The sequence below is a fragment of the Sphingomonas sp. Leaf9 genome, assembly GCF_001421355.1.
In the GTDB taxonomy this organism is placed as follows: Bacteria; Pseudomonadota; Alphaproteobacteria; order Sphingomonadales; family Sphingomonadaceae; genus Sphingomonas.
Map to the genome: position 1 here is coordinate 514,810 of NZ_LMKC01000002.1, position 23,800 is coordinate 538,609.

Here is a 23,800-nt window from a genome sequence, read left to right on the forward strand (position 1 = left end):
CGCATCTATCCCTATACGCCGCTCGCCCGGACGGAATTGGCGTTCGCGAAGGCCGGTTCCACCTCAACGGATCGGTGCTTCAGCATACTCTCGCTGAACGTCCTCGAATCCAACCGCGACTATCGCTGGACAGTACAGCTGATCGATCAGGTCCGCCCCGACCTCCTGTTGCTGATGGAAACCGACAAGCGCTGGGCAGCGGCGCTGGCACCGCAACTGGCACGCTATCCGAACCGGCTCGAACGCCCTCTCGGCAACACCTATGGCATGATCCTGGCGACACGTTTGCCGATGCGCGACGCCAACATCGAAACGATCGCCGAAAAGAACACACCATCAATGCATGCCGAACTGACAGCGGGGGACCCGTTCAGGTTGATCGCATTGCATCCCCGGCCGCCCTTGCCAGGACAGGTCACCGAGGCACGCGACGCCGAAATAGCGATTGCGGCACGGCGCGCTGCCCGCACCAGACTGCCGGTTCTGGCGATCGGCGATTTCAACGATGTGGCGTGGTCGCACACGTCGCAGCTGTTCAAGCGTGTCGGCGGCTATCTCGACCCGCGTATCGGGCGCGGCACGTTCGCAACCTTTCCGGCGCGAACGCCGCTGCTCGGTTGGCCGCTCGATCACCTGTTCGTGACGCCGGAATTCGCCGTGCGCGATCTTGCGGTGCTGGAGGATGTCGGTTCCGACCATCTGCCGGTCCATGCCCGCCTGTGCCTGACCGGACGGCCTGCGGACAGCAAGCGCCCCGAATCCGTATCGCGCGAGGACCGCCGCGACGTGAAGGAGGTCTTGCAGGAATATGACGAGGAGCAACGTCGCCCCTGACATGCGCCGTGCGGTGGATCGATCGGCAAGGTCGATATTTCAAGCCGGATGGCGGGCGGGACTTCGAAGAAGCGCCGCATGGAACCAGCTCGCCGACGGGAGCAGGCGTGCGCAAACTGGCCAACATCACATCCTTTGGATTGCTGGCGCTGCTGACGGTAGCCATGCCATCCGCAGCGGTGGCGCAGATCACCGAGGACGGTCTGCTGCACGAAGCGGTCGGCGCGCCCGATAACTGGCACCTGTCGGGCAGCGTCCGTGCCCGGTTCGAGGCGATCGACGGTCAGTTTCGCGAGGACGCGGTCAACCGCAATCAGGTGCTGGCGCTGCGCACGACGCTGTTCGCCGAATATGATGCCGGGCCGGTGCGGTTTGGTGCGGAATTCCACGACGCCCGCGCCTATTTCCAGCGGCGCGGATCGTCGGTCGGGACCGATGTTGTGAATGCGCTCGAGTTTTCGCAATATTATGCCCAGGGCGATCTTGGCGAGGCACCGGGTAGCGGTAGTACCAGCTATCTGAAGGCCGGTCGGATGACGATGCAACTGGGGTCCGAACGGCTCGTCGCGCGGCAGGGGTTTCGAACCTCGGTAACGTCGTTCACCGGGTTGCGGCTGACGCGCGAGGGAGAGGATGATCGTGCCTTCGTCGCTTTCTGGACCATGCCTACCGTCCGGTTGCCGACCGGCACCACCGCGATCCGGCGCAACCGGCCGCAATGGGATCGCGAGAATACCGACCTGCAACTGTTCGGCGCCTTCAACCGCCTGCCTCTCGGCGGCGAAATCCGTCTCGAAACCTACGTTTATGGCCTGATCGAACGCGGCGAAAGCCAGGCAGATCGTAGCGACCGGCGGCTGGTCACGCCGGGGGCGCGACTGTTCGTCCGTCCCGACCAAGGCATGACGTTCGAGGTCGAGGCGATGGCGCAATATGGACGTGGGCGCGATGGCAGCCCGGACAGCGGCAAACCGGTCGTACCGGTCGCGGCTTATGGTTTCCATGGCGATGTCGGCTATCGCTTCGCAGGCGGATGGAAATTCGAGCTGACCGCATTCTTCGACTATTATACCGGCAATAGGCGGGAGGATCGGATCGGCCGGTTCGACACGCTGTACGGCGCACGGCGGTTCGAATTCGGGCCGACCGAATTATTCGGCGCGGCGGACCGGTCGAACATGCTCTCCCCCGGCGTACGGCTGAAGGCTGCCCCTACAGGCGGGCTGTCGGTGATGGGCGATTACCGCCTGCTCCGCCTCGCCAGTGCGGTCGATCGTTTCAGCAACAGCGACGTGCGCGACGCCACCGGGCGTGCCGGGCGCAATGCCGGACAGCAGGTGCAGCTGCAGGTCGAATATGATCTGGTCGCGGATATCTTAGCGCTCGATCTCGGCTATGCGCGGCTGTTCAAAGGCCGGTTTCTGCGCGAGGCGCCGAATGCACCGGACCCGCGCGATGTCCAGTTACGGCTACGCGTCGATCATGTTCTCCTTCTAGCCGCCAGCATATGGCTGCACGGGCAGGTAGCGCTTTTCCTTCCGCCACTGATCCGCCGACGGGACACTGGATTGCGGAACCTCACCCCGCCTTCCACTTCACCGGTATACGCAGGTAAGTGATGCCGTTCGCCTCGGCCGGTTCGAAATGGCCCGCGCGGATATTGACCTGGATCGAGGGCAGCAGCAGCTTGGGCACGGATAGCCCGGCGTCGCGCTGCTCGCGCATGGCGACGAACTCGTCTTCGCTTACGGCGTCATGGACGTGGACACTCGACCGGCGCTGCTCACCCACGGTCGTCTCCCAGCGATACTCGTCGCGACCCTGTGCCTTGTAGTCGTGGCACAGGAACAGCCGCGTCGCGTCAGGCAACGCCAGCAGGCGACGAATCGAGCGGTAGAGCGTACGCGCGTCGCCACCGGGAAAGTCGGCACGGGCGGTGACCACCTCCACCTCCTACGCTCTGTCGGGTCTGGTCGATTGGGGCGTGACCGCGCTGCTGGTCATGGGTGGCGTCGTTGGAACGGTCGGCGGCATCGCGCTGGGCAAGGTTCTTGGCGCCCGGAAGGGGCTGCTCGAACGCGGCTTTGCCGCCGTGGTGATTGCTATCGGGGCTTACATCATCACGTCATCCGCCTGAGCCGCACCCTTTCCGAGAACGACCATGCGGAGAGAAGGGTCGCGTTTCAGTTGCGTCTGCTGCGTCTTGCCGGTTCCTGTTTCCCAAAATGCTTTTCCGGCAATGCTCCATGGACATGGAGTATCCAGAAACAGGCGGGTGACTCGAAGTCGAGCCCTGCTACGGAACGGCCTCGGCTGGGATCGGCCGGCAAGCGGGCAGGGTTGGCGAGAGCCACCGCGTTGGTATCAGCGGATCAGGGCAATTCTAAACAGTCGCCGGCCGCCGTGGATTCTTTAAGTCCGATCCCTTTCCATGCGACCAGTACATGGCTATCCTGTTTAACGAGCCTCAGATGATCCGACGTTAGAACACGGACTTAGATGGTTAAAGCTTTGGCGTGACGGTCCTGCCGCCGCAGCCAGTCTGCAATCCGAGAATTTGGACAACGGCACAAAATCGGCCGCAGCCGTTCGGCTGGTGCGCGTGAAGGCTTCATGCGGGTCAAATGACGCCCTTCAGTCCGGGACGAAGGGGGTCGCGAATTCCAGTCGGATGCCGCCCGGAATGAAAACGATAAAATGCCGGGTCGCCGATCCCGGCTGGATAGCATCGGGCGCGACATCGACGACGACATCGGCATGCGCGCCCACCCGCGCCCATACCGCGTCGAGCGCGGCGTCGTCCGCGACCGCCAGCGACAAATGGTGCAGTCCGATATTCGCCCGCCGGTCGAACGGGCGTGCCGCAGCCGGATCGGCGGCGCGCCACAGCGTCAGCAGGATGCGGCCATCGGACACGAAGACCGCGGGATACTCCGGCTTCCCGCCGACGACATCGAAGCCCAGCACGTCGCAGAAGAACAGGCGCGCCTGGTCGATATCCGGCACGGTCAGCCCGACATGGTGGACGCCGATCGTCAGCTTGTCGGTCATGGTCATGCTCCTTGCAAAGCGGAAATCCGGTCCCGCAGGCGGGCGATCTCTTCGTGGAGGGGTTGCGTCGCCGCCTCGACCTGGTTGGCCGTGAAGCGGGGCGTGATGTGCTGCGGACAATTCCAGTCGAACCCGACAATATCGATGACGAACGCCCGTTCGCCCCTGGCCGCATATCCGGGCGGCATCAGCACCGCGACCTGTTTGGGATCGTCGCTGGTCTCCGCGTGGCCGATCAGTTTCAGCCTGCGCCGCGTCGGATAATCGATCAGGAACAGGCATATCCGGTCGTCGCGCGCCACGTTGGCGACCGACAGGAACTGCCGGTTGCCCTGATAATCGGCAAAGCCGATCCGGTTGCCCGACAACCGTCGCAGGAAGCCCGGCGGCCCGCCGCGATGCTGCAGGTAAGGCCAACCTTCCTCGCTGATGCTGGCCATGTAGAAGCTGTCGCGCGCGGCGATGAAGTCCGCTTCCCGGTCGGTCAGCAGGTCGGCCTCACCCGCCTGCGCCTCCATCCGCGCATAGGATGCGCGCGAGCCGTCCAGCGCCTGCAACGCGCGCGACCGTGGGCCGAACATGGTCTTCAGGAACGTCTGTGCCATGGGATGCATGTCTCCTTGGAACTGTCCAGCCGGCCCCCGATGCGGCCGACCCCTTCGCCGTTCAACCGCCGCGATCGAGTGCGGCCAGCAGCGACGATCGAAGCCGGTCAACGACCCGCCGAAAGGCCGCTTCGTCGCCCAGCGCGCGGGTCAGGACAATCGCGCCCTGGATTCCCGACACCGCCTCCTCGGCAAGCTCCATCGCCAGGGCGGGTGGGACGCCGCCGCGTTCGAGGCAGCGGGCGACGGCCCCGATCCATCGCGCGAAATACTGCCGCACCCGCGCGGCAAAGACTTCCCCGGCGGCGTTCAGGCCAAGGCTGCCGATGACGCACACCCGCCTGCCGGACAGGAAATAGGTGCTAACGACATCGAACATCGCCGCGATGGCGGTTGCCGGGTCGGTCGTGTCTTCCAGCGGCCGAAAGATCGCCTCGGTAAACCAGCGGTCGATATCGTCGAGCACCGCCGCCATCATCTCCTCCTTCCCGCCGGGAAAGAAGTTGTAGAGGCTGCCTTTGCCCAGGCCCGTCGCCTGCGTCAGCACGGCCAGGCTCGCGCCGTCATAGCCATGTTCGCGAAACGCCTCGGCAAGCGCGGGCAGGGCGCTTTGCCGGTCGGTGAGGACGCGCTTTGCCCTCACAGATCGAGATCGCTCAGCGACGGGTGGTCATCGGGACGCCGGCCAAGCGGCCAGCGGAACTTGCGATCGGGCTCGGCGATCGGCATTTCGTTGATGCTGGCATGGCGGTTCGCCATCAGCCCATCGTCGGCGAAAAGCCAGTTTTCGTTGCCATAGGCGCGGAACCACTGCCCATTGTCGTCGCGATATTCATAGGCATAGCGGACGGCGATGCGGTTGCCGGTAAAGGCCCATAATTCCTTGATGAGCCGATAGTCATGTTCCCTGTTCCACTTGCGGGTCAGGAATGCCTGTGCCTCGTCGCGATTGGCGGCGAACTCGACCCGGTTCCGCCAGCGGGTATCCGGCGTGTAGGCAAGCGCGACCCTTGCCGCGTCGCGGGTGTTCCAGCCATCCTCCGCCAGCCGAACCTTTTCGACGGCGCTGTCGTGGGTGAAGGGGGGCAGGGGTGGACGGGACATCTTGCTTCCTTTCCGGTCGGGACCCGCGTCGGCGAAGGGCGCCTGCGCTAGTCTTGTACTGATAGGTACATAATTATACCGATCAGTACAAGATGTTTTGACGGAATGCCGTTGTCCGGGTGAGCGACCCGGAGTCAGTCGATGATGTGCGCCCAGCTAAGATCGAACCGCGCAAGATATTTGCGCAGGCGATCGGCATCGTTGGTCGAGCTTCGCTGGCGACGCGACGCAACGAAAAGCGTGCGGCCGGCATCGGACAGCGACCGGCTGGCACGGCAGGTTTCGACGACATGGGCCAGCTGAACGCGATCGAACGGGTCGAGTGCTTCCATCTGCCCGGCGGTCAGCAGGTCGGTCAACGGGTCGGGCGCTTCGGTTCCGCCGCGCCATAGCCGTTGCAGGCGTGCGATCTCGGTCGTGACGCACTCCACGTTGATCCGGCCTTCCGGGCTGAAGGTCGCCATGCGCGTCACGCTGGCCGCCAGGTCGCGAAAGTTGCCGGGCCAGCGCGCCTGGCCACTGGTCGCGAAGTCGAGATACCGGTCGCGCGCTTCCTTGTTGAAGGTGATGCGATCGCCCTCGCGCTCGGCGTGGCGATCGAGTTCATAGTCGAGATTGGGGGCGATATCCTCGCGCCGCTCGGCAAGGCTGGGGAGGGCGAAGGTCCAGAGGTTGAGCCGGGCATACAGGTCGTCGCGAAAATTGCCCTCCGCCACGCAGGCGGCAAGGTTGCGATTGGTGCCGGCGATCAGCTGAAATTCGCTTTCGACCTCGCGGTCGGCGCCGACCGGCAGGAAGCGCTTGTCCTCGATCGCGCGCAGGATCATCGCCTGTTCGTCGAGGCCCAGTTCGCCGATCTCGTCGAGGAACAGGACGCCGGTATCGGCGGTACGCAGCAGGCCCGCGCGATCGGCGGCAGCGCCGGTGAACGCGCCCTTGCGATGGCCGAACAGCGCCGACATCGCGCTGTCCCCCTTCAACGTCGCGCAATTCACCTCCACCAGCGGGCCCTTCACCTGCCGTTTCAGGCGCTTCAATTCGTAGATGCGCCGGGCGAGCTGACTCTTGCCCGCCCCGGTCGGCCCCATCAGCAACAGCGGCGCGCGGCTGCGGATCGCGACCTGTTCGATCTCGTCGATCATCGCATTGAAGGCGGCGTTGCGCGTGTCGATCCCCGATTTCAGGAAGCTGGTGCCCTCGGCCCGGTCGGCGGCGAAGCGTGTGGCGATGCTGTCGTAGCGCGACAGGTCCAGGTCGATCGCATTCCAGTTGCCCGCTGCGCTGCCCCCGCCCCGGCTGGGCTGTGTCTGGAGCAGGCGACCGGGCAGGTAATGCGCCTCGCTCAGCAGGAACAGGCAGATTTGCGCGACGTGCGTGCCGGTGGTGATGTGGATGAGATAGTCTTCGCTCTCCGGATCGAACGGATAGGCTCGCGCGAAGTCGAGCAGCTTGCCGTACACCTCCTCGAAATCCCACGGATCGGTGAAGTCGAGGACATGCGGCTCCACCCGCGTTTCGGGGGAAACCGAGGCGATATCCTCGGCGACATAATGGGCCAGTCGCTCGTGGCGCGTGCCGTGCAGCAGCACCAGTCGGTCGACCCGCAAATCCTCGTGCATCGTCAGGCCGACGGTCGGTCGCCATTTCGACCAACGGGACGGGCCAAACTTGCTGGCGTCAAGCGTGGAGCCGAGAAAGCCGATAACGGTCGTTGGGCGCATGTCTATCCTATGGGATAAAATACGATTTCTGTCGATCATTTATCTGGTAGCCGCTTTTCAGCCGCCCATACGTTCGATTTGTACGACAATCCAATAAATATATGAAAATAAACAAAATTATAGATAATCCTGGTTGTGCGGGGAAATTGGCACGTCTCTCGCAAAGTATCGGGCATCGGGTCGCATGGTATCGAACGGCCCGATGCGCGGCAGGGGCGGTCGGAATGGGCCGGCCGCCCCCAAAGCGAACAGGGCGTGGCACGTTTCGCGAAGCGCGACTGCTTAGCAGCAGGATGTCGCAGGCTGAACTGCCGCCCTGACCGGATTTCGAAGGGAGTTGGACGATGGCCAACAGAGGATTGTTCGCAAGCGCGGTGGCGCGGCTGTTGCCGAGCACCGACACATTGAACCGCGCAGGGGCGGCAGCGCGGGCCTGCGATCCGATGTTCGTTGCGAAGGCCGCGATCTATGCGCGGCGGGCGGGGGCGATGAAGGACATGCCGGCGCTGTTGGCCGCCTATCTGACGATTGCCGATCCGGACCTTGCGGTGCCGGTGTTCGGGCAGGTCGTCGACACCGGGCGGATGCTGCGCAGCTATGTGCAGATCCTGCGTTCGGGGCAGGTCGGGCGGACGTCGCTCGGCACGCGGCCGAAGCGGCTGGTGACGCAGTGGCTGGAGCGGGCATCGATGCGCGATCTGATGGCGGCGGCGACCGGCAACGACCCGAGCCTCGCCGATATCGTCCGCATGGTGCATCCCAAACCGGCTGATGTGACGCGGCGCGCCTTCTATGGCTGGCTGATAGGCAAGCCGTACGACCTTGCCGCCTTGCCGGTGGAGATCGCCGCCTTCGAGGCGTGGAAGCGCGATACCGCGTTGCCGCTGCCGCCCGTGCCGTTTCAGTGGCTGACCGCCTTTCCGTTGCGCGCGGAGCAATGGGGCGAACTGGCGACGCGGATGGGGTGGCAGGCGCTCCGGATCAACCTCAACACGCTGGCGCGGAGCGGCGCGTTCGGGGTGCCGGGGGTGACCGAGGCGGTCGCGGCGCGGCTGGCCGTGCCGGCACCGGGGGTATTGCCCTACCAATTGCTGGTCGCGCTGCGATCGGTGGGTGGCGGGGTGCCGCTGGCGGTGCAGGCCGCGCTGGAGACGGCGCTGGAGGCGTCGTTGGCAAGCGTACCGGTGGTGCCGGGCAATGTCGTGGTCTGCCCGGATGTGTCGGGTTCGATGCAGTCGTCGGTAACCGGCTATCGCAAGGGCGCGTCGACGACGGTGCGCTGTGTCGATGTGGCGGCGCTGGTCGCCCCGGCGATGCTGCGGACCAACGGCCATGCACGCGTGCTGCCGTTCGCCGTCGATGTCGTCGATTGCACGCTCGATCCCCATGCCCGTCTCGCCGTGAACGCGGCGCGGCTGGCGGCGGTGGGCGGGGGCGGCACCACGGTATCGGCCCCGCTCGCCCGGCTCAATCGGGAGGGGGCGAAGGTCGATCTGGTCGTCATCGTCTCCGACAATGAGTCATGGGTCGATGCCACGCGGCACGGCGCGACGGAGACGATGCGCGAATGGGACCGGTTGAGGCGCCGCAACCCGGCGGCGCGGCTCGTCTGCGTCGACATCCAGCCGCATGGGACTACCCAGGCGGCGGGCCGGCCGGAGATACTGAATGTCGGGGGATTCTCCGACGCAGTGTTCGACATGATCGCGCGCTTTGCCGCCGGGCAGACGCGCGACTGGGTAGAACGCATCAACGAAACGGAGGTTTGAAGGAAGGCCGTGGCGAATGCCGGCGGGACTACATCCCGTGCCAGACCGGAGAGTAGAGCGCCTGGACAACCGGGAGATGCGGGTTCGAATCCCGCCATGGGAATGTAGCTCAAGGTCGACCAACGTCTCGCCAATTCTCGTCGCCATGGCCCATTTCAACGCGGCGAATGCCGACCGGACTACATGGACTTTTCATCCCCAGGTCGCGGGTTCGAATCCCGCCCCGGCTTCGGTCGGGTAGCTCAGTGGTTAGAGCAGGAGATGTCCGGTCAATCCCTCGTCGCCGTGATCCTATCAAGCTGGTGAATGCCGGCGGGACTACATCGGTTCAGGCGGTTCGAATCCGCCCCGGGGCAACCCGGAAACGTCTCGCCAACCCTCGTCGCCGGCACCGAAATCTAAAGGAGGTCATGATGACCGCAACGACGTACGAGTATACTGACGTGCCCGGCGGCGTGCCGATCAAGGCATGGACGCGCGGCGTGCCCGTCGAGGACGGCGCGCGTGCGCAGCTGGCGCGAGCGGCGCAGATGCCGTTCATCTTCAAACATGTCGCCGCCATGCCCGACGTCCATATTGGCATCGGCGCGACCGTGGGGTCGGTGATCCCGACCAAGGGGGCAGTCATTCCGGCGGCGGTCGGGGTCGATATCGGCTGCGGCATGATGGCGGCGCGCACCTCGCTGCTGGCGAGCGACCTGCCCGACCATCTGGAGGGTGTCCGCTCGGCGATTGAGCAGGCGGTGCCGCACGGGCGCAGCGTCGGGCGGGGCAAGCGTGACAATGGCAGCTGGGGTTCGCCCCCGCCCGCCATCGTCGCGGCGTGGTTGACGCTCGTCCAGCGTTTCGACCGGCTGTGCGAAAAGCATCCGCGGCTCAAGAACACGAACAACCTCGTGCATTTGGGGACGCTGGGCACCGGCAACCACTTCATCGAACTGTGCCTCGACGAATCGGGTGCGGTGTGGGTGATGCTGCATTCGGGCTCGCGCGGCGTCGGCAATGCGATCGGCACGTTCTTCATCGAACTGGCGAAGCAGGACATGCGCAAATGGCACCTGAATCTGCCTGACGAAGATCTCGCCTATTTCCCCGAAGGAACCGACCATTTCGACGATTATGTCGAGGCGGTCGGCTGGGCCCAGGATTATGCGGCGCTCAACCGGCGGATGATGATGACCAACGTCATCGCTGCGCTGCGCAAGGTGATCACGAAGCCGTTCGAGGCGGAACTGGAGGCGGTCAACTGCCACCACAATTACGTCACGCGCGAAAATCACTTCGGCGAGAACGTGCTGGTGACGCGGAAAGGGGCCGTGCGCGCGGCGAAGGGCGTGATGGGGATCATCCCCGGATCGATGGGCGCGAAGTCGTTCATCGTCCGGGGCCTTGGCAACCCGGAGTCGTTCGACAGCTGCTCGCACGGTGCCGGCCGGGTGATGAGCCGGACGGCGGCCAAGAAGCTGGTGACGCTCGACGAACATATCGCCGACACGGCGGGCGTCGAATGCCGCAAGGACGAGGGCGTGATCGACGAGACGCCAAAGGCCTACAAGCCGATCGAAGCCGTGATGGCCGCACAGGCCGATCTGGTGGAGATCGTCCACACCCTGAAACAGGTGGTGTGCGTGAAGGGGTGAAGCGGGGCGACGGGCGGGGGAGCCGTCGCCGCCGCTTCGCCGGCCGCCGGATCGGGCGGAAGGATGAAAGGAACGAACCGTGTTGCCGTTGACCAACGAAGCCATTCCCGCCGGGGTGCGATCCGAGATCGACACGCGCCTTGCCGCCGTCGAGGCGAACGAGGGCGTGCGCCTGTTGCTGACGGTCGAATCCGGCTCGCGCGCATGGGGATTTCCGTCACCCGACAGCGATTACGATGTGCGCTTCGTCTATGTCCGGCCGCGCGACTGGTATCTGTCGCTGATGCCCGGCCGCGACGTGATCGAGGCACCGATCGTCGACGACATCGACCTGAGCGGCTGGGACATCCGCAAGGCACTGGGGCTGCTGCTGAAGTCGAATGCCGTCGTCAGCGAATGGATCGAGAGCCCGATCCGCTATCGCCCGGACGACGCGATCGTCGCCGACCTCGCGGCGCTGGCCGACAGCGTGATCGATGCGCGATCGCTCGCCCTGCATTATGCCAGCCTCGGGCGGAACGCCGCCGATCGCTGGCTGGAGGACGACGGCGCTGTGCCGGTGAAGCAATATTTCTATGCGCTGCGTCCGGCGCTCGCGATCCGCTGGCTGAGGCGCGAGGGGAGGGGCCGCCCGCCGATGGACCTGCAGTCGCTGATCGATGCCGTCGGCCTGTCGGACGCGCTGGCGGACGATATCGCTGCGCTCGTGGCGGCGAAGCGGCGGAGCAACGAGCGAAGCAATACCGCGCGCATCTCCGCGCTCGACGCGCTGATCCGTGACGAGCTTTCCCGCGCCGGCGAGGTGCCGGGCGGCACCATCGATCCGCGCTCGCGCGAGCGGGCGGAGGCACTGTTCCTGCATCTGGTGAACACATGATCGTAATCGACGGTGCCGAAGGCGAGGGCGGGGGACAGGTCGTGCGCAACGCGTGCGCGCTGTCGCTCGTCACGGGTACGGCGGTTCGCATCACGAACATCCGCGCCAAACGGTCGAAGCCGGGGCTGATGCGCCAGCACGTCACCGCGATCGAGGCGGCGTGCGCGATCGGGAACGCGACCTGCGAGGGGCTGGTCGTCGGATCGTGCGACCTGACCTTCCGTCCCGGCCGGGTCGTCGCCGGCGACTATCGCTTTTCGGTCGGTACGGCGGGATCGACGGGGCTGGTGTTGCAGACGGTGCTGATGCCGTTGATGCTCGCCGACGCGCCGTCGCGACTGGTGCTGGAAGGCGGCACCCACAATATGCTGGCCCCGCCGTTCGAGTTCATCGATCGCTGCTTCCTGCCGGTCGTCCGGCGGATGGGCGGACAGGTCGAGGCGCGGTTGATCCGGCACGGCTTCTACCCGCGCGGCGGCGGGCGGATAGAGGTGGATATCACCCCCGGTCCGCTGCAGCCGGTCGCATGCCTGACGCGCGGCGCGCCGGTCAGCGTATCGGCCTGCGCGCTGATCGCGGCACTGCCGCTATCAATCGCCGAGCGGGAGATCGCGATGGTGCGCAAGGCGTTCGACTGGAGCGACCGCGAATGCTTCGTCCGCGAACTGCCCGTCGATCAGGGGCCGGGCAACATCCTGCTGCTGGAGGCGCGGTTCGAACAGGCGACGGAGATCGTCAGCGGGTTCGCACGATTGGGCGTAACCGCCGAGCGCGTCGCGAAGACGGCGATCGGGCGGATGCGCGGTTATCTGGCATGCGATGCCTTTGCCGGGCCGTATCTCGCCGACCAACTGCTGTTGCCGATGGCGCTGGCGGGCGGCGGCGCGTTCACCACCGTCAAGCCGAGCGAGCATGCCCGCACGGCGGCGGCGGTGATCGAGCGCTTTACGGGGCGGCGCACCCGGTTCGCGCAGCAGGCGGGCGGGGCCCATGCGGTGACGATCGCCTGACGCACGCACGGGTGCAGCCCCCTGACCGGGGCCGTCAACGCCCTCCGGCGTAGCGATAGAGTTCGGCCGGGCGGAAGGATGCGCCGGTCTCTCGTTCGCCGGTGGCGGCGATCCGTCCGCTTTCGATCAGCCGGCGGCGAAAGGCGGGCTTGTTGAGCGCACGGCCCAGGATCGCCTCGTGCACGTCCTGCAACGCGCGCAGCGTGAAGCGTTCGGGCAGCAGGGCAAAGGCGACCGGCGACCAGTCGAGCTTGCCGCGCAGCCGCCGGATCGCGAGGTCGAGCATCGCGCCATGATCGAAGGCGAGGGGGACGGCGGCGCCGTCCACCCACGCGGTTGCCATGCCATCCCCGTCTGCCGCCACCCGCGCGAGCGTCAGGCCCGGCGCGGCGGTGAAACGCTCGGCCGGGAGCAGCGCGAAATACGCCACGCTGACGATCCGCATGCGCGGATCGCGCTCGACCGCGCCAAAGGTATAGAGCTGTTCGAGATAGGCCCCGTCCATCCGCGCCTTTGCCGCCAGCACCCGCCGCGCCGCATCGTCGATGCTCTCGCCGATGCCGACGAACCCGCCCGGCAGCGCCCAGCTGTCCCGGCACGGAGGCGCATCGCGCCGGTGCAACAGCACCGCAGGCGCACCGTCCACGACGCTGGTCAGGATCAGGTCGACCGCGACCGATGGCCGCTCGAACGCTGTCGGATCATAGCTGTCGAGGAAAGCGGCCTCATCCATCACGGCAACCTTATATGCGTTACGCGCTTTAGATAGGCTCGTTATACGCCTGTAGCAAGCGCATCGCCGCCGCGCCCGCCCGGTTCCGGCCACGCCCGTAGCGCGGTTTCGGCAATCGCGTGCAGCGATGCCCGGTCCAGCCCGTCGCGCGCCAGCACCGACAGTCCCTGCAACATCGCCATCACCAGCCCGGCCAGCGCCGATGCCTCCGTCGCCGCCGGCAACAGGCCTTCCGCGACATCGCGCGCGATCCGCGATTGCAGCCGGTCGATCACGAAGCGGCGAATATCGGCGACGGCGCGCTGGACCTCGGCGGAGGCGGCCGATCCGCTGGCCGTCGCGCTGGCCAATAGGCAGCCCGGCGGGGTCGTCTCGCCGGTATAGCGCACGATGGCTCCGGCGAGCAGCTCCGCCGCCGCCGCCCGTGCGGTCGGCGCGGCGTCGATCGCCGCTGCCGTCGCCGCCGGATCGCCGGCGTAGCGCTGCATCGATTCGAGGAACAGCCGCCGTTTGTCACCGAACGCGCCGTACAGGCTGGGAGTGCTGATCCCCATCGCGTCGGTCAGGTCGGTGATCGACGTGGTTTCATAGCCATGCCGCCAGAAGGTCAGCATCGCGCGCTCCAGCGCCGCATCCCGGTCGAACGACAGCGGGCGGCCGGTCCTGGTCTTTCGCGCGGCCGGGCCCTGATCCACTTTCATAGTATTCACTCGGAAACGCGTTGACGGTCAGCCCGACTCCTAGCATGACTTCCATAACGACCGCTATGAAAGACTCGCCATGTCCCTGACCGCTTTCCGTGCCCTTGGCCGCTCCGGCCTGATCGTCAGCCCGCTGGCGCTGGGCACCATGACCTTCGGCCCCGGTGACTGGGGTGCCGACGAAGCGACTGCGCGGGCGGTGTATGACGCCTATCGTGCCGCCGGCGGCAATTTCATCGACACCGCCGATATCTATGCGGGGGGTGAAAGCGAGCGGCTGGTCGGCAGGTTCATCGCCGAGCGCGGCGACCGGGACGCGATCGTGTTGTCGACCAAGTTCGCCTTCAACGGATCGGCCAGCCCGCTGGCCGCGGCGCAAACGGGGCGGGGCAATCCGAATGCGGGCGGTGCCGGGGCAAAGAACATCCACCGCGCGCTCGACGCCTCGCTGCGGCGGCTCGGAACCGAGTATATCGACCTGTACTGGATGCACATCTGGGACGGGGTGACGCCGGTCGAGGAGATCGTCCAGACGCTCGGCGACCTCGTACGCGCCGGTAAGATCCGCTATTACGGATTGTCCGACATGCCGGCATGGGTCGCGGCGAAGGCGGCGACGATCGCGGCGGAACGGCGCGTCCCCGGCCCGATCGCGCTACAGGTCGAATATTCGCTGGTCGCGCGCGATGTGGAGGCGGAGCATTTCCCGGCGGCGCGCGATGGCGGGATGGGCATCATGCCGTGGAGTCCGCTGGCCGGCGGGTTCCTGTCGGGAAAGTACCGGCGCGGCGATATTGCCGGCAAGGGGCGGCTGAGCGGCGCGAACCCGTTTGGCGACAGCAAGTTCACCGACCGCAATTGGACGATCCTCGAAGCGGTCGAGCAGGTGGCAGCCGACCTTGGCCGCCCGGTGGCGCAGGTCGCCCTGGCCTGGACGCTGGCGCAAAGGGGCGTCGGATCGACGCTGATCGGCGCCAGCAAGGTCGCGCAGCTCGACAGCAACATCTCCGCCACCGACCTGCACCTCGACGCCGCGCATCTCGCGCTGCTGGACGAAGCGAGCACCGCGCCGACGGGGTTCAGCGCAGCGCTGACCTCGCCCACGATCCGCCGCATGGTCTATGGCGGGCACGACGTCGTGGGCTGGAGCGATTGAGATTGTCGGCTTGGTTGGCCTTCCCGCTGCCTCAGTCGAACAGCGGCCGCATCGGATTGCCGATCAGGCCGCTGACCATCGCCGCCTGGATGCGCGTCGCGGGCCACAGTTTCGATAGCGGCCCGACGATCCGGTCGCGCACGAACGGCAGGATGCGGCTGTCGGACTGGTAGACCGGCGTGAACAATGCGGTCAGCCCCTGATAGAGATGGACGTGCCGCCGCCGCATCGCGACCGCATCGGCCAGCGCGGCGGGGATGTCGGGCGCCCGCCGCAGCGCCCGCGCCACCGCCCATGCGTCGAGCAGCGCCATGTTCGCGCCCTGGCCCAGCTGCGGGCTGGCCGAATGCCACGCGTCGCCGATATGGATCATGCCCGGCTCGGCAGGGATGCGCAGCGTGCGATGGGCATAGCGGGCGAAGGTCAGTTGCTCGCTCGACCCGATCTGGTCGAGCAGCGCCTGCGTCGCCGGCCACAGCGCGGCGACCTCCGCCTTCCACGCGTCCAGCCCCGCCGCGTGCCATGCCGCCAGCCGGTCGGCGCGCAGCGACCAGAACAGCGCCGCCTGCCGCCGCCGCGCGCCCGGAAAGCGCCCGATCGGCAGCACGCCGACCATCACGCTCGCCCGGCGATAGCGTTGTTCGAGCGCGGCAGGGTCGAAGCCGGCGTCCTCGGGCCAGTCGAGCGTGCCCCACAGCGCGCCATAGGCCAGCGCCCGGCCACAGGGCGGGGCGAGCGGGGTGAGCGTGCCCAGCGCATCGACGATCAGGTCGAACGGCGGGGTCCGTCTTCCGCCCTCCAGCACCAGCAGGCGGCGACCGCCGGCGGCGGCGTCGCTGCCGGTCACCGCGCAACCGGTTTCGATCGCGATCCCCTCGGCCGCGACCGCATCGTGGAGCAGCGCGAACAGCGCGGCGCGGTGGACCCCGACGCCGAACCCGGCGCGCTTGCCAAGCGCGGCATAGCGCACGCCCAGCACCACGCGCCCGCTTCTGCCCGCCTCGCCGTGCAGCCGGTCGATCCGCGCGCCATGGTCGAGCAGCGCGCCGTCCAGCCCGAGTTCGCGCAGCACGGCAAAGCCGGTCGGCTGGATCATCAGCCCCGATCCGACGGCACGTGGCGCATCGAACCGTTCGAACAGCGTGACATGATGTCCGTCGCGGTGCAGCAGCAACGCGGTGGCAAGACCGGCCGGGCCGCAGCCGGCAATGGCGATGTGGAGACGCTGCATCGCGTCAGCCTATACCTCGTTCAGCTCCGTGACGAATTCATAGCGGTCGCCACGATAGACCGAGCGGGTGAATTCGACGATCCGCCCGTCGGACAGGCGGGTGCGACGTTCGATCCGCAGCACCTCGGACAATTGCTCGATCGACAGGATGCCCGCCTCGGTCGCGGTGGCGAGCGAGGCGCGCACCCGTTGCGTGCCGCCGACCGGGCGAAAGCCATGCGCCTCCAGTGCTTCATAAAGCGAATCCTGCAACCGGGCGAGGTCGGGCATGAACTCGGCCGGCACCACGGCATGTTCGATCGCCAGCGGATCGCCGCCCGACAGCCGCACCCGGCCCAGCCGCGCAACGCGGGTATCGGCCGCGACCTCCAACGCGGCAGCCTCCTCCTCGGTCGGCACCGCATAGCTCTTGTAGATCCACACGACGCCGGGCGCCTCGCCACGCAGCCGGGCATCGTCGCTGAAGCTGGTCAGCCGGCTGCCGCGCGCCTCGATCCGGGGGGCGACGAAGGTACCCGACCCCTGCTTGCGCACGACGATGCCTTCGTCGATCAGCTGCTGGATGCCCTTGCGCACCGTCACCCGCGACAGCCCCGCCATCTCGCTCAGGTCGCGTTCGGAGGGGAGGGCGCCGCCCGGCCCGATCCCGCCGTCGCTGATATGATCGCGCAGACTGCGGGCGAGCTGCAGGTAGAGCGGCGTGTCCTCGTCACTGCTGGGCCATGCGATCTGGCGCATCAGCCGATCGCCGCGATCGCGGCGTCCAGCCGCCCGTGATGTGCGTCGAGCAACGCCGCCGCCGCATCCGGCACCAGCCCGCGCGCGATCAGCACCGCGCGGCGAATGTCGTTGCCGCCGCGCGCCAGCGCATCGGCGGCGGCAGACGCCTCGATCCCGGTCAGCTCCGCCACCATCGCCCGCGCACGGCGCAGCAGCTTGGCGTTCGACACCCGCATCGCGACCATCCGCCCGTCATAGACGAGGCCCAAGCGGATCATGATCGTGGTCGACAAGAGGTTCAGCGCGGCCTTCTGCGCCGTCCCCGCCTTCATCCGGGTCGATCCGGCGATGATCTCGCTGCCCGTCGCGGCGACCACGACATGCTCGGCCGCCTGCGTCAGTGGCGTCGCGGGGTTGTTGGCAATGCCGATGGTCAGTGCGCCCGCGTCCCGAGCCGCCGTGATCGCGGCGACCGTAAAGGGCGTCCGTCCGCTCGCCGCCACGCCGATCATCACGTCCTCAGCGCCGATCCCGGCGGCGGCAACCTCCACCCGCGCGGCATCGGCGTCATCCTCTGCGCCTTCCCTTGCACGGGTCAGCGCATCGGCACCACCGGCCATCAGGAACACCAGCCGCTCGCCCGGCCAGCCAAAGGTCGGGTGCAGCTCGGTCCCATCCTGCACCGCCAGCCGCCCCGACGTACCGGCACCCACGAACACCAGCCGCCCGGCCGTCGCCAGCCTGGTCGCAGCAGCGTCCGCAGCGGCGGCAATGGCGGCGGTCTGCGTCTGCAGCGCGGCGATCGCCGCCATCTGCCCCTCCAGCATCGCCTCGACCGCGCACGTCGTCGGCCAGTGTTCGACGCCGCGATAGCGGGGGTCCAGCGTTTCGGTATTCATGGCAGGAGTCCATCCGGTTGGCCCCGCCCCGCCGGGGCAGCGCAGACGAGGAATGCGACCAGCGTGCCGATGCACAGCTGAAACGGAAAGGCGAGGCCGGTCAGCACGCCCGGCAGCCCGATGGCGCGCGCGATGCCCGGTTGCAGCAGCACGATCACCGCAAAACCGACCAGCAACGCCGCCACCACCGACCCGCTGGTCCCCCGCGCGGTAAATAACGCGGTGAAATACACCCCCAGCAGCCCGGCATAGGTGAACACCATCACCTGCAACGCGAACTCCAGCAGGCCCATGCTGCTATGCCGCTGCCAGTAATAGGAGGCGACCGCCATCACGAGCATCGCGAGGCCGATCACCCCCATGCCCGCGCGCCCGGCGCTGACATAATGCCGCTCCGCCACGCTCCCGCGCCGTTCGCGCCACGGGCGATAGAAATCCTGCACCAGCACCGACGACATCGCGTTCAGCGCCGAATTGGTCGTCGCGACCGCGGCCGCGCAGATGCCGATCGTCACCAGCCCGCGCAAACCGCCCGGCAGCTCCGTCAGGATATAGTGCATGAAGATGCTGATCTTCTCGCCCCCGAATGCCTGGCCCGCCGTGGCGGCGGCACCGCCCATCAGGTCGGGTCGGTTATAGAAGATATGGAGTAACAATCCGATGACGATGAACAGCCCGACCGTCGGGATCGTCGCGAACACCGACAGGTACAGTCCCTTCGCGCCGGTCTTCGCATCCTTGCACGCCAGCAGCCGCTGGGTCGTGTCCTGGTCCATGCCTGCATTGGCGATGTAGAGGAGCGTGATCCCGGTCACGATCGCCAGCAGCGAAAACGGCCGCGACACATCCAGCGAGAAATCGAACAGCCGCAGCTTGTCGACGCCGCCCGGTGCGCTGCGCAGCGCATCGATAATCGCCTCGTTCGACGCCGGGATCGATAGCCGCAGGAACACCAGCACCGCGATCGCCGACCCCAGATACACGATGAACTGGATCAGGTCGTTCCACAGGACCGACTTCAACCCGCCGACAAAGGTGAACAGGACGCTGGCGACCACCAGCAGCGCAGCGGCGATCAGGATGCCGGTCGCATCGACCGACCCGGTAATGACCATCGCCAGCGCGATCGCCGCCAGATACACCCGCGCACCCCCGGCAAAGACCCGCCCGACCAAGAACATGCCGCCGGCCCAGCGCGTCGCGCGGATGCCGAACCGCATCGTCAGCAGCTCATACGCCGTCGTCGCGCGGATCGCATAGAAACGCGGGATCATCACATGCGCGACGAACATCGCGCCCAGCAACCCGCCGATATTGCCGGTAAGGTAGGTCAGGTCCTTGCCATAGCCATAGTCCGGCCCGCCGAGGAACGTCGCCGCCGATTGCGTCGCCGACAACACCGACACCGCCGCCAGCCATGCGGACACATTGCCCCCGGCCAGGAAATAGTCGTGGGCCGACGCGGTGTTGCGCGGGGTAAAGATCCACCCCCCGGCGATCAGCAGCAACAGGTACGCAGCGATGACCAGCCAGTCGGCCAGCGAAAAGGGCAGGTGCATCGCCCTTACATCTTTGCCGTCAGCGTGAACCCGATCGTCCGGCCCAGAATATCATAGGTATCGGGGAAGGTGTTGAAGACCCCGCCCGCCGACACGCGCGGCGGACGACGGTCGAGCAGGTTGTAGACGCCCGCGCTCATCGTGATCGCCGGCGTGAAATCGCGCGATGCCGACAGGTCGAACGTGTCCTGCGCACCGATCGTCTCGGTCGATCCCGCCGCGCTCGACTTCGCCCGCCCGATCCGCTGCCAGTCGAACTGGATCACGCCGTGGTCGAACAGGATGCCGATGCCGGCGGTATGGCGGTAATCGGGCTGGACCAGGGTCGTGCCGTCGCTCGAACAGGTCGCGCCGAACGTGCCCTTGCACTGCACCGCGTTCACCGTCGGGTTCGCCTGGATCAGGTACGACGTGACGATATTGCCCTGATAGCTGGCGCGCAGCCCGACGCCGTTCATCCATTCGGGCCGCAGCGTATAGCTGGCCGCGACGTCCAGCCCGCGCTGGAGCAGCCGCCCCAGATTCTGGTTGTTGACGAACGCGTCCTTGAACGACCCGTCGGCGTTGCGCGTCACCAGATTGCACAGCGGATTGCCGGCGCTCGGATTGGTGATGTAGCAGCTGGTGATCGCCGCGATCGGCTGGATCACGCCCACCGCACCGCGCAGGTCCAGCTCATACCAGTCGACCGTCGCATTGAAACCCGGCAGGAATGTCGGGGTCAGCACGCCGCCAATGGTCTTGGTAAAGCCCGTCTCCGGCTGGATGTCCGGATTGCCGCCGTAGAAGTAATTGCCGGTCAGGTAGCTCGACGCCGTCGAATTGGCCGCCCCTTGCGCCGGTGCACCCAGCCGGTCGCACTGTGCCCGGTTGCCGGTGCCGATGACGCACGGATCGCCGCCATAACGCGGCTTCAGTCGGTCGACGGTCACGAGATTGCTGAACGGCAGCGAAGAGGTACTGGCGGCGAACTCGCCGAAATTGGGGGTGCGCAGCACGCGCTGATACGTGCCGCGCAGCCGCAAATTGCGGTCGACCGCCCAGTTGGCCTCGACCTTCCACGTCCCGTGCGTGCCGAACAGGTCGTAATCGGACAGGCGATACGCCCCGCCGACGTCGAACTGGCGGATGAACGGCGTGTCGTGGATCAGCGGCACGCGCAGCTCGCCGTACAACTCCTTCACGTCGAACGTGCCGGTGTACGCCGCCTGCACCCCCTGCCGATACGTATTGCCCGACAGCAGCGCGCTATCCTGCTGGATGCTTGCCGTCTCGCGGCGATACTCCGCACCAACCGCAAAGCCGATCGGCCCGGCGGGCATGGTGAACACATCGTCCAGCGTCCCGCTGACCGTCGCGGCGGTCACGAACTGGTCGCGCTTGCGGTTGAACCCGTTGATCGGGCTGCCGAGCGCGCCTGCGATACCGGGGCGGTTGGGGCCGAAAATGTCGACCGTGTTGACGATCGATGCGAAATTATTGACCCCGCTGGCATTGGCGACCAACCCATCGCCGCCGATGAGCGAGTTTTCGACCGACCGGCCATATTGGGCATAGACGTTCCACTGGAGGGCGCCGGTCAGCGGCCCGCGCAGCCCCGACTGCAACTGCAACGTATCGCGTTCGGTGCGATAGGTGATGAGGCCCAGCTCGGCCAGCGATCGGCTGACATTCACCTGCGCCACGCCGTTCACGAACGTCAGCTGGCTGCGGATCGCATCGGTCAGGAACGGGTTGGTCGCGTTTATCCCGACCGTGCGGCTGACGCTGGCCGGCTGTGCGCCGGGCGTGCCGGTTTCTTCGGTGCGGGCATTGGTGAACATCGCCCGGCCGTACAGCTCGACCGCCGGGGTGATTGCGTATTTGTAGAGCGCGGCCAGGTTGATGCGCTTCAGCGGCGATACCAGCGGATAGCTGCCCGAAATGTTCGACGTTGCCGACGGGCTGGTGGTGAACGCGCCGCTATCGGTAAAGCCGAACCGCCGTCCGCTTGCGACATCGGTGAACACGCCGCCGACATTGGGAATGGTCTGGTTCGGCGTCGCCGCCCAGTCGCGCTGTCGCGCGAGAATGCCGTCGCGCTGCGTATAATCGGCCGCGAACACCAAATTGCCACGGTCGCCGACGCTTAAGCCCAGCATCACCGACCCGCCATATTGCGCGCCGCCACGCACCGACAACCGGCTGGCGGCGGTCCCGCGCACCCCTTCGAACTCGTCGTTGAGGATGAAGTTGACGACCCCCGCCACCGCATCCGCGCCATAGACGGCGGCGGCACCGCCGGTCAGCACGTCGACCCGCTTGATGAGCGAGGCGGGAATGGCGTTGACGTCGACCGAGTTGCGGAAACTGAACGGTGCGGCGCGGGTGCCGTCGATCAGCACCAGCGACCGGCTCTGCCCGAAATTGCGCAGTTCCAGCACCTGCGCCCCGAACGCATCGCTCCCCTGCGACCCCTGCCGCACGCCGCCCGACAGCTGCGGCAGCTTGGTGGAGAAATCCTCGATGGTCAGCGCCGATTGCAACCGGATCTGCTGCTCGCCGGTCGATGCCACCGGGCTGCTCGACACCAGCCCCGGCGTCGGGATGCGCGTGCCGGTGACGACAATCTCGCCCTGCTCATCGCCGGCGGGCGCGGTGTCGGCGGGGGCCGTCTGCGCCATCGCGACGTTGGGCAACTGCGTCAACGCCATGGCCAGCGCCGCCAGCGCGGTCGAATACCGGAACGATGAACGCATGCTCTGCTCCCTGTCTCGCACCGCCGACTCTCCCGGTCGGTGTCCCGTCCGCATGGTGCGGTCGGTTGGAGTATGTATACCTGCCGGTACCAAGTAAAGAGGTGGTATCAATTTGGTATGGCATAATCCCGCCACGACCCCCGCCGCACCCCAACGTCACCCCGGACTTGATCCGGGGTCCCGCTTCTCGGTCCCGAGGGCACGTCCCGCAAATCGGCGTTCACCCGATTGCCGACGCTGCCGATGCGCTGCACCCCTTGCTCGGCCTGCTAACTCTGGCAGCAGTCACCGTCGCAAAAGGCCCTGGATATTGTCACGGCAGTGTTCGCCCTGCCGCCAAGTGAGCAGATGAAGCCACTATGATGCCACTTGTCATTCCATGGCAGCTGGTATCTATGTCGCCCATGACCGAACCCGTACTTCCCGACCTCGGCATGATCGAGGGCCGCTTCGGCCGCCTCTGGACCCCGGACGAACGCGGCTATGTCGTCGAAACGCTCGCCGCCGCCGGTTACCGCTTCTACCATTATGGTCCAAAGGCGGATGCGTCGCTCCGCCGGACCTGGCGCACCGCGCACGACGCGGCGCAAACCGCAGCCTTGGCGCAGCTTTCGGAGCAGGTGCGCGCAGCCGGCATGCGTTTCGGCATGGCGCTGACCCCGATCGGCTCGACCCATCCCTTTGACGATGCGGTCCGCGCCGACATCACGCGGCGCATCGCCGATCTCGACGCGATCGGCATCGACGATCTTGCCATCCTGTTCGACGACCTGCGCGGTGACCTGCCCGAACTGGCGGCGCGGCAGGCGCAGGTCGTCAATTTCTGTGCCGGGATCACCCGTGCGACGCGGGTCTATATGTGCCCGACCTATTATTCCGACGATCCCGTGCTCGACCGCGTGTTCGGCGCGCGGCCGGTGGACTATCTCGGCGATCTCGGGCGGATGCTGGATCCCGCGGTGCAGGTTTACTGGACCGGCGAAGAGGTGTGTTCGAAGGAGATCGGCGTCGGCCATCTCCGCCGCGTCGCCGATGCGCTCGGGCGCCGCGTGTGTCTGTGGGACAATTATCCGGTCAACGACGGGGCGCGGATGTCGCGTCACCTCCACCTGCGCGCCTTTACCGGGCGCAGCGCGGCGATCGCGCCGTGGCTGACGGGCCATGCGATCAACCCCGCGATCCAGGCGCACCTGACCTGCATCCCCGCGCTGACGCTGCCGATGCTCTACCGCCTCGGCGAAGACTATCGCTACGCCGCCGCCTTCGCCGAAGCGGCAACCACGCTGCTGGGCAGCGAACTGGCCGACCTGCTCCAGCGCGACCTGCTGAAATTCCAGGACGCGGGCCACGACCGCTTGAACATCCCCATCCCAAACTACCCCCCCACCACACCCCGCCACCGCGGAGGTGGTGCGATGGTTGGAGGGCCGTGATCTGATGTCGGATGCCGAA

21 protein-coding genes and 1 pseudogene are annotated in these 23,800 nt (G+C 66.7%); 9 read left to right on the top strand and 13 right to left on the bottom strand.

The annotated features are described in order from the left end of the window. Positions 1-36 precede the first annotated feature (36 nt). Together ASE58_RS06410 and ASE58_RS06415 are read left to right on the top strand one after the other, a co-directional pair. Positions 37-834, top strand: a complete 798-nt coding sequence (locus ASE58_RS06410) for an endonuclease/exonuclease/phosphatase family protein (RefSeq protein ID WP_055818918.1) — start codon at positions 37-39, stop codon at positions 832-834. A gap of 107 nt (positions 835-941) precedes the next feature. Then, positions 942-2,453, top strand: coding sequence for an alginate export family protein (locus tag ASE58_RS06415; protein WP_156347641.1), 1,512 nt, complete (start codon positions 942-944; stop codon positions 2,451-2,453). Here the strand turns inward: ASE58_RS06415 and ASE58_RS06420 are convergent. Next, positions 2,413-2,772, bottom strand: a pseudogene (locus ASE58_RS06420) (MBL fold metallo-hydrolase); the annotation flags it as partial. The gene ASE58_RS06415 and the pseudogene ASE58_RS06420 sit on opposite strands and share 41 nt — an antisense overlap. Between ASE58_RS06420 and ASE58_RS17495 the strand changes: the two are divergent. Further along, a complete protein-coding gene (locus ASE58_RS17495) occupies positions 2,771-2,971 on the top strand; it encodes a hypothetical protein (protein WP_235513515.1) in 201 nt (66 codons plus the stop codon). The pseudogene ASE58_RS06420 and the gene ASE58_RS17495 sit on opposite strands and share 2 nt — an antisense overlap. 497 nt (positions 2,972-3,468) lie before the next feature. Here the strand turns inward: ASE58_RS17495 and ASE58_RS06425 are convergent, their stop codons facing one another. The 5 genes from ASE58_RS06425 to rtcR all read right to left on the bottom strand — a co-directional run bounded on the left by ASE58_RS06425 (position 3,469) and on the right by rtcR (position 7,315). Continuing rightward, complete coding sequence (locus tag ASE58_RS06425) at positions 3,469-3,885, bottom strand: VOC family protein (RefSeq protein ID WP_055818925.1); 417 nt, start codon at positions 3,883-3,885, stop codon at positions 3,469-3,471. Between the two features lie 2 nt (positions 3,886-3,887). After that, positions 3,888-4,490, bottom strand: a complete 603-nt coding sequence (locus ASE58_RS06430; RefSeq protein ID WP_055819598.1) for a pyridoxamine 5'-phosphate oxidase family protein — start codon at positions 4,488-4,490, stop codon at positions 3,888-3,890. 61 nt (positions 4,491-4,551) lie between these two features. Then, positions 4,552-5,133: a TetR/AcrR family transcriptional regulator gene (locus tag ASE58_RS06435; protein ID WP_055818928.1), complete on the bottom strand. Its 582-nt coding sequence runs from the start codon at positions 5,131-5,133 to the stop codon at positions 4,552-4,554. Then, positions 5,130-5,594: a nuclear transport factor 2 family protein gene (locus tag ASE58_RS06440; RefSeq protein ID WP_055818931.1), complete on the bottom strand. Its 465-nt coding sequence runs from the start codon at positions 5,592-5,594 to the stop codon at positions 5,130-5,132. The genes ASE58_RS06435 and ASE58_RS06440 overlap by 4 nt, the downstream gene beginning before the upstream one ends. Before the next feature lie 134 nt (positions 5,595-5,728). Then, entirely contained in the window at positions 5,729-7,315 is a 1,587-nt protein-coding gene (gene rtcR / locus ASE58_RS06445; RefSeq protein ID WP_055818934.1) for an RNA repair transcriptional activator RtcR, read from the bottom strand. A 344-nt stretch (positions 7,316-7,659) separates the two neighbouring features. On the opposite strand from rtcR, the gene ASE58_RS18435 reads away from it, so the two are divergent. The 4 genes from ASE58_RS18435 (at position 7,660) to rtcA (ending at position 12,611) form a co-directional block, all read left to right on the top strand. After that, on the top strand, positions 7,660-9,084 hold the full coding sequence (locus ASE58_RS18435; protein WP_055818937.1) for an RNA-binding protein: 1,425 nt from the start codon (positions 7,660-7,662) through the stop codon (positions 9,082-9,084). A 413-nt stretch (positions 9,085-9,497) separates the two neighbouring features. Further along, entirely contained in the window at positions 9,498-10,724 is a 1,227-nt protein-coding gene (locus tag ASE58_RS06455) for an RtcB family protein (RefSeq protein WP_055819601.1), read from the top strand. Positions 10,725-10,803: 79 nt separating this feature from the next. After that, on the top strand, positions 10,804-11,601 hold the full coding sequence (locus ASE58_RS06460; RefSeq protein ID WP_082467721.1) for a nucleotidyltransferase domain-containing protein: 798 nt from the start codon (positions 10,804-10,806) through the stop codon (positions 11,599-11,601). After that, positions 11,598-12,611 (top strand): RNA 3'-terminal phosphate cyclase, encoded by a 1,014-nt coding sequence (gene rtcA, locus ASE58_RS06465; protein ID WP_055818942.1) that lies wholly within the window; start codon positions 11,598-11,600, stop codon positions 12,609-12,611. The genes ASE58_RS06460 and rtcA overlap by 4 nt, the downstream gene beginning before the upstream one ends. A gap of 34 nt (positions 12,612-12,645) precedes the next feature. Here rtcA and ASE58_RS06470 read toward each other — a convergent pair whose 3' ends face one another. Together ASE58_RS06470 and ASE58_RS06475 are read right to left on the bottom strand one after the other, a co-directional pair. Continuing rightward, on the bottom strand, positions 12,646-13,344 hold the full coding sequence (locus ASE58_RS06470) for an NUDIX hydrolase (protein ID WP_055818944.1): 699 nt from the start codon (positions 13,342-13,344) through the stop codon (positions 12,646-12,648). 41 nt (positions 13,345-13,385) lie between these two features. After that, positions 13,386-14,045: a TetR/AcrR family transcriptional regulator gene (locus tag ASE58_RS06475; protein ID WP_055818949.1), complete on the bottom strand. Its 660-nt coding sequence runs from the start codon at positions 14,043-14,045 to the stop codon at positions 13,386-13,388. Positions 14,046-14,124: 79 nt separating this feature from the next. On the opposite strand from ASE58_RS06475, the gene ASE58_RS06480 reads away from it, so the two are divergent. Next, positions 14,125-15,201, top strand: a complete 1,077-nt coding sequence (locus tag ASE58_RS06480) for an aldo/keto reductase (protein ID WP_055818952.1) — start codon at positions 14,125-14,127, stop codon at positions 15,199-15,201. A 31-nt stretch (positions 15,202-15,232) separates the two neighbouring features. Here ASE58_RS06480 and ASE58_RS06485 read toward each other — a convergent pair whose 3' ends face one another. The 5 genes from ASE58_RS06485 to ASE58_RS06505 are packed head-to-tail and all read right to left on the bottom strand — an operon-like array spanning position 15,233 to position 22,348. Next, positions 15,233-16,432, bottom strand: a complete 1,200-nt coding sequence (locus tag ASE58_RS06485; RefSeq protein ID WP_055818955.1) for an FAD-dependent oxidoreductase — start codon at positions 16,430-16,432, stop codon at positions 15,233-15,235. A gap of 9 nt (positions 16,433-16,441) precedes the next feature. Then, positions 16,442-17,170: a GntR family transcriptional regulator gene (locus tag ASE58_RS06490; RefSeq protein WP_055818958.1), complete on the bottom strand. Its 729-nt coding sequence runs from the start codon at positions 17,168-17,170 to the stop codon at positions 16,442-16,444. Next, positions 17,170-18,051 (bottom strand): N-acetylmuramic acid 6-phosphate etherase, encoded by an 882-nt coding sequence (locus tag ASE58_RS06495; RefSeq protein ID WP_055818961.1) that lies wholly within the window; start codon positions 18,049-18,051, stop codon positions 17,170-17,172. The genes ASE58_RS06490 and ASE58_RS06495 overlap by 1 nt, the downstream gene beginning before the upstream one ends. After that, positions 18,048-19,610, bottom strand: a complete 1,563-nt coding sequence (locus tag ASE58_RS06500; RefSeq protein ID WP_055818964.1) for a sodium:solute symporter — start codon at positions 19,608-19,610, stop codon at positions 18,048-18,050. Before ASE58_RS06500 ends, ASE58_RS06495 begins: the two co-directional genes overlap by 4 nt. A 5-nt stretch (positions 19,611-19,615) precedes the next feature. Next, on the bottom strand, positions 19,616-22,348 hold the full coding sequence (locus ASE58_RS06505) for a TonB-dependent receptor plug domain-containing protein (RefSeq protein ID WP_055818967.1): 2,733 nt from the start codon (positions 22,346-22,348) through the stop codon (positions 19,616-19,618). Positions 22,349-22,752: 404 nt separating this feature from the next. Between ASE58_RS06505 and ASE58_RS06510 the strand changes: the two genes are divergently transcribed. Further along, positions 22,753-23,781 carry a beta-N-acetylglucosaminidase domain-containing protein gene (locus tag ASE58_RS06510; RefSeq protein WP_235513516.1) on the top strand — a complete coding sequence of 343 codons (1,029 nt, stop codon included), beginning with the start codon at positions 22,753-22,755 and terminating at the stop codon, positions 23,779-23,781. Positions 23,782-23,800: the final 19 nt, after the last annotated feature.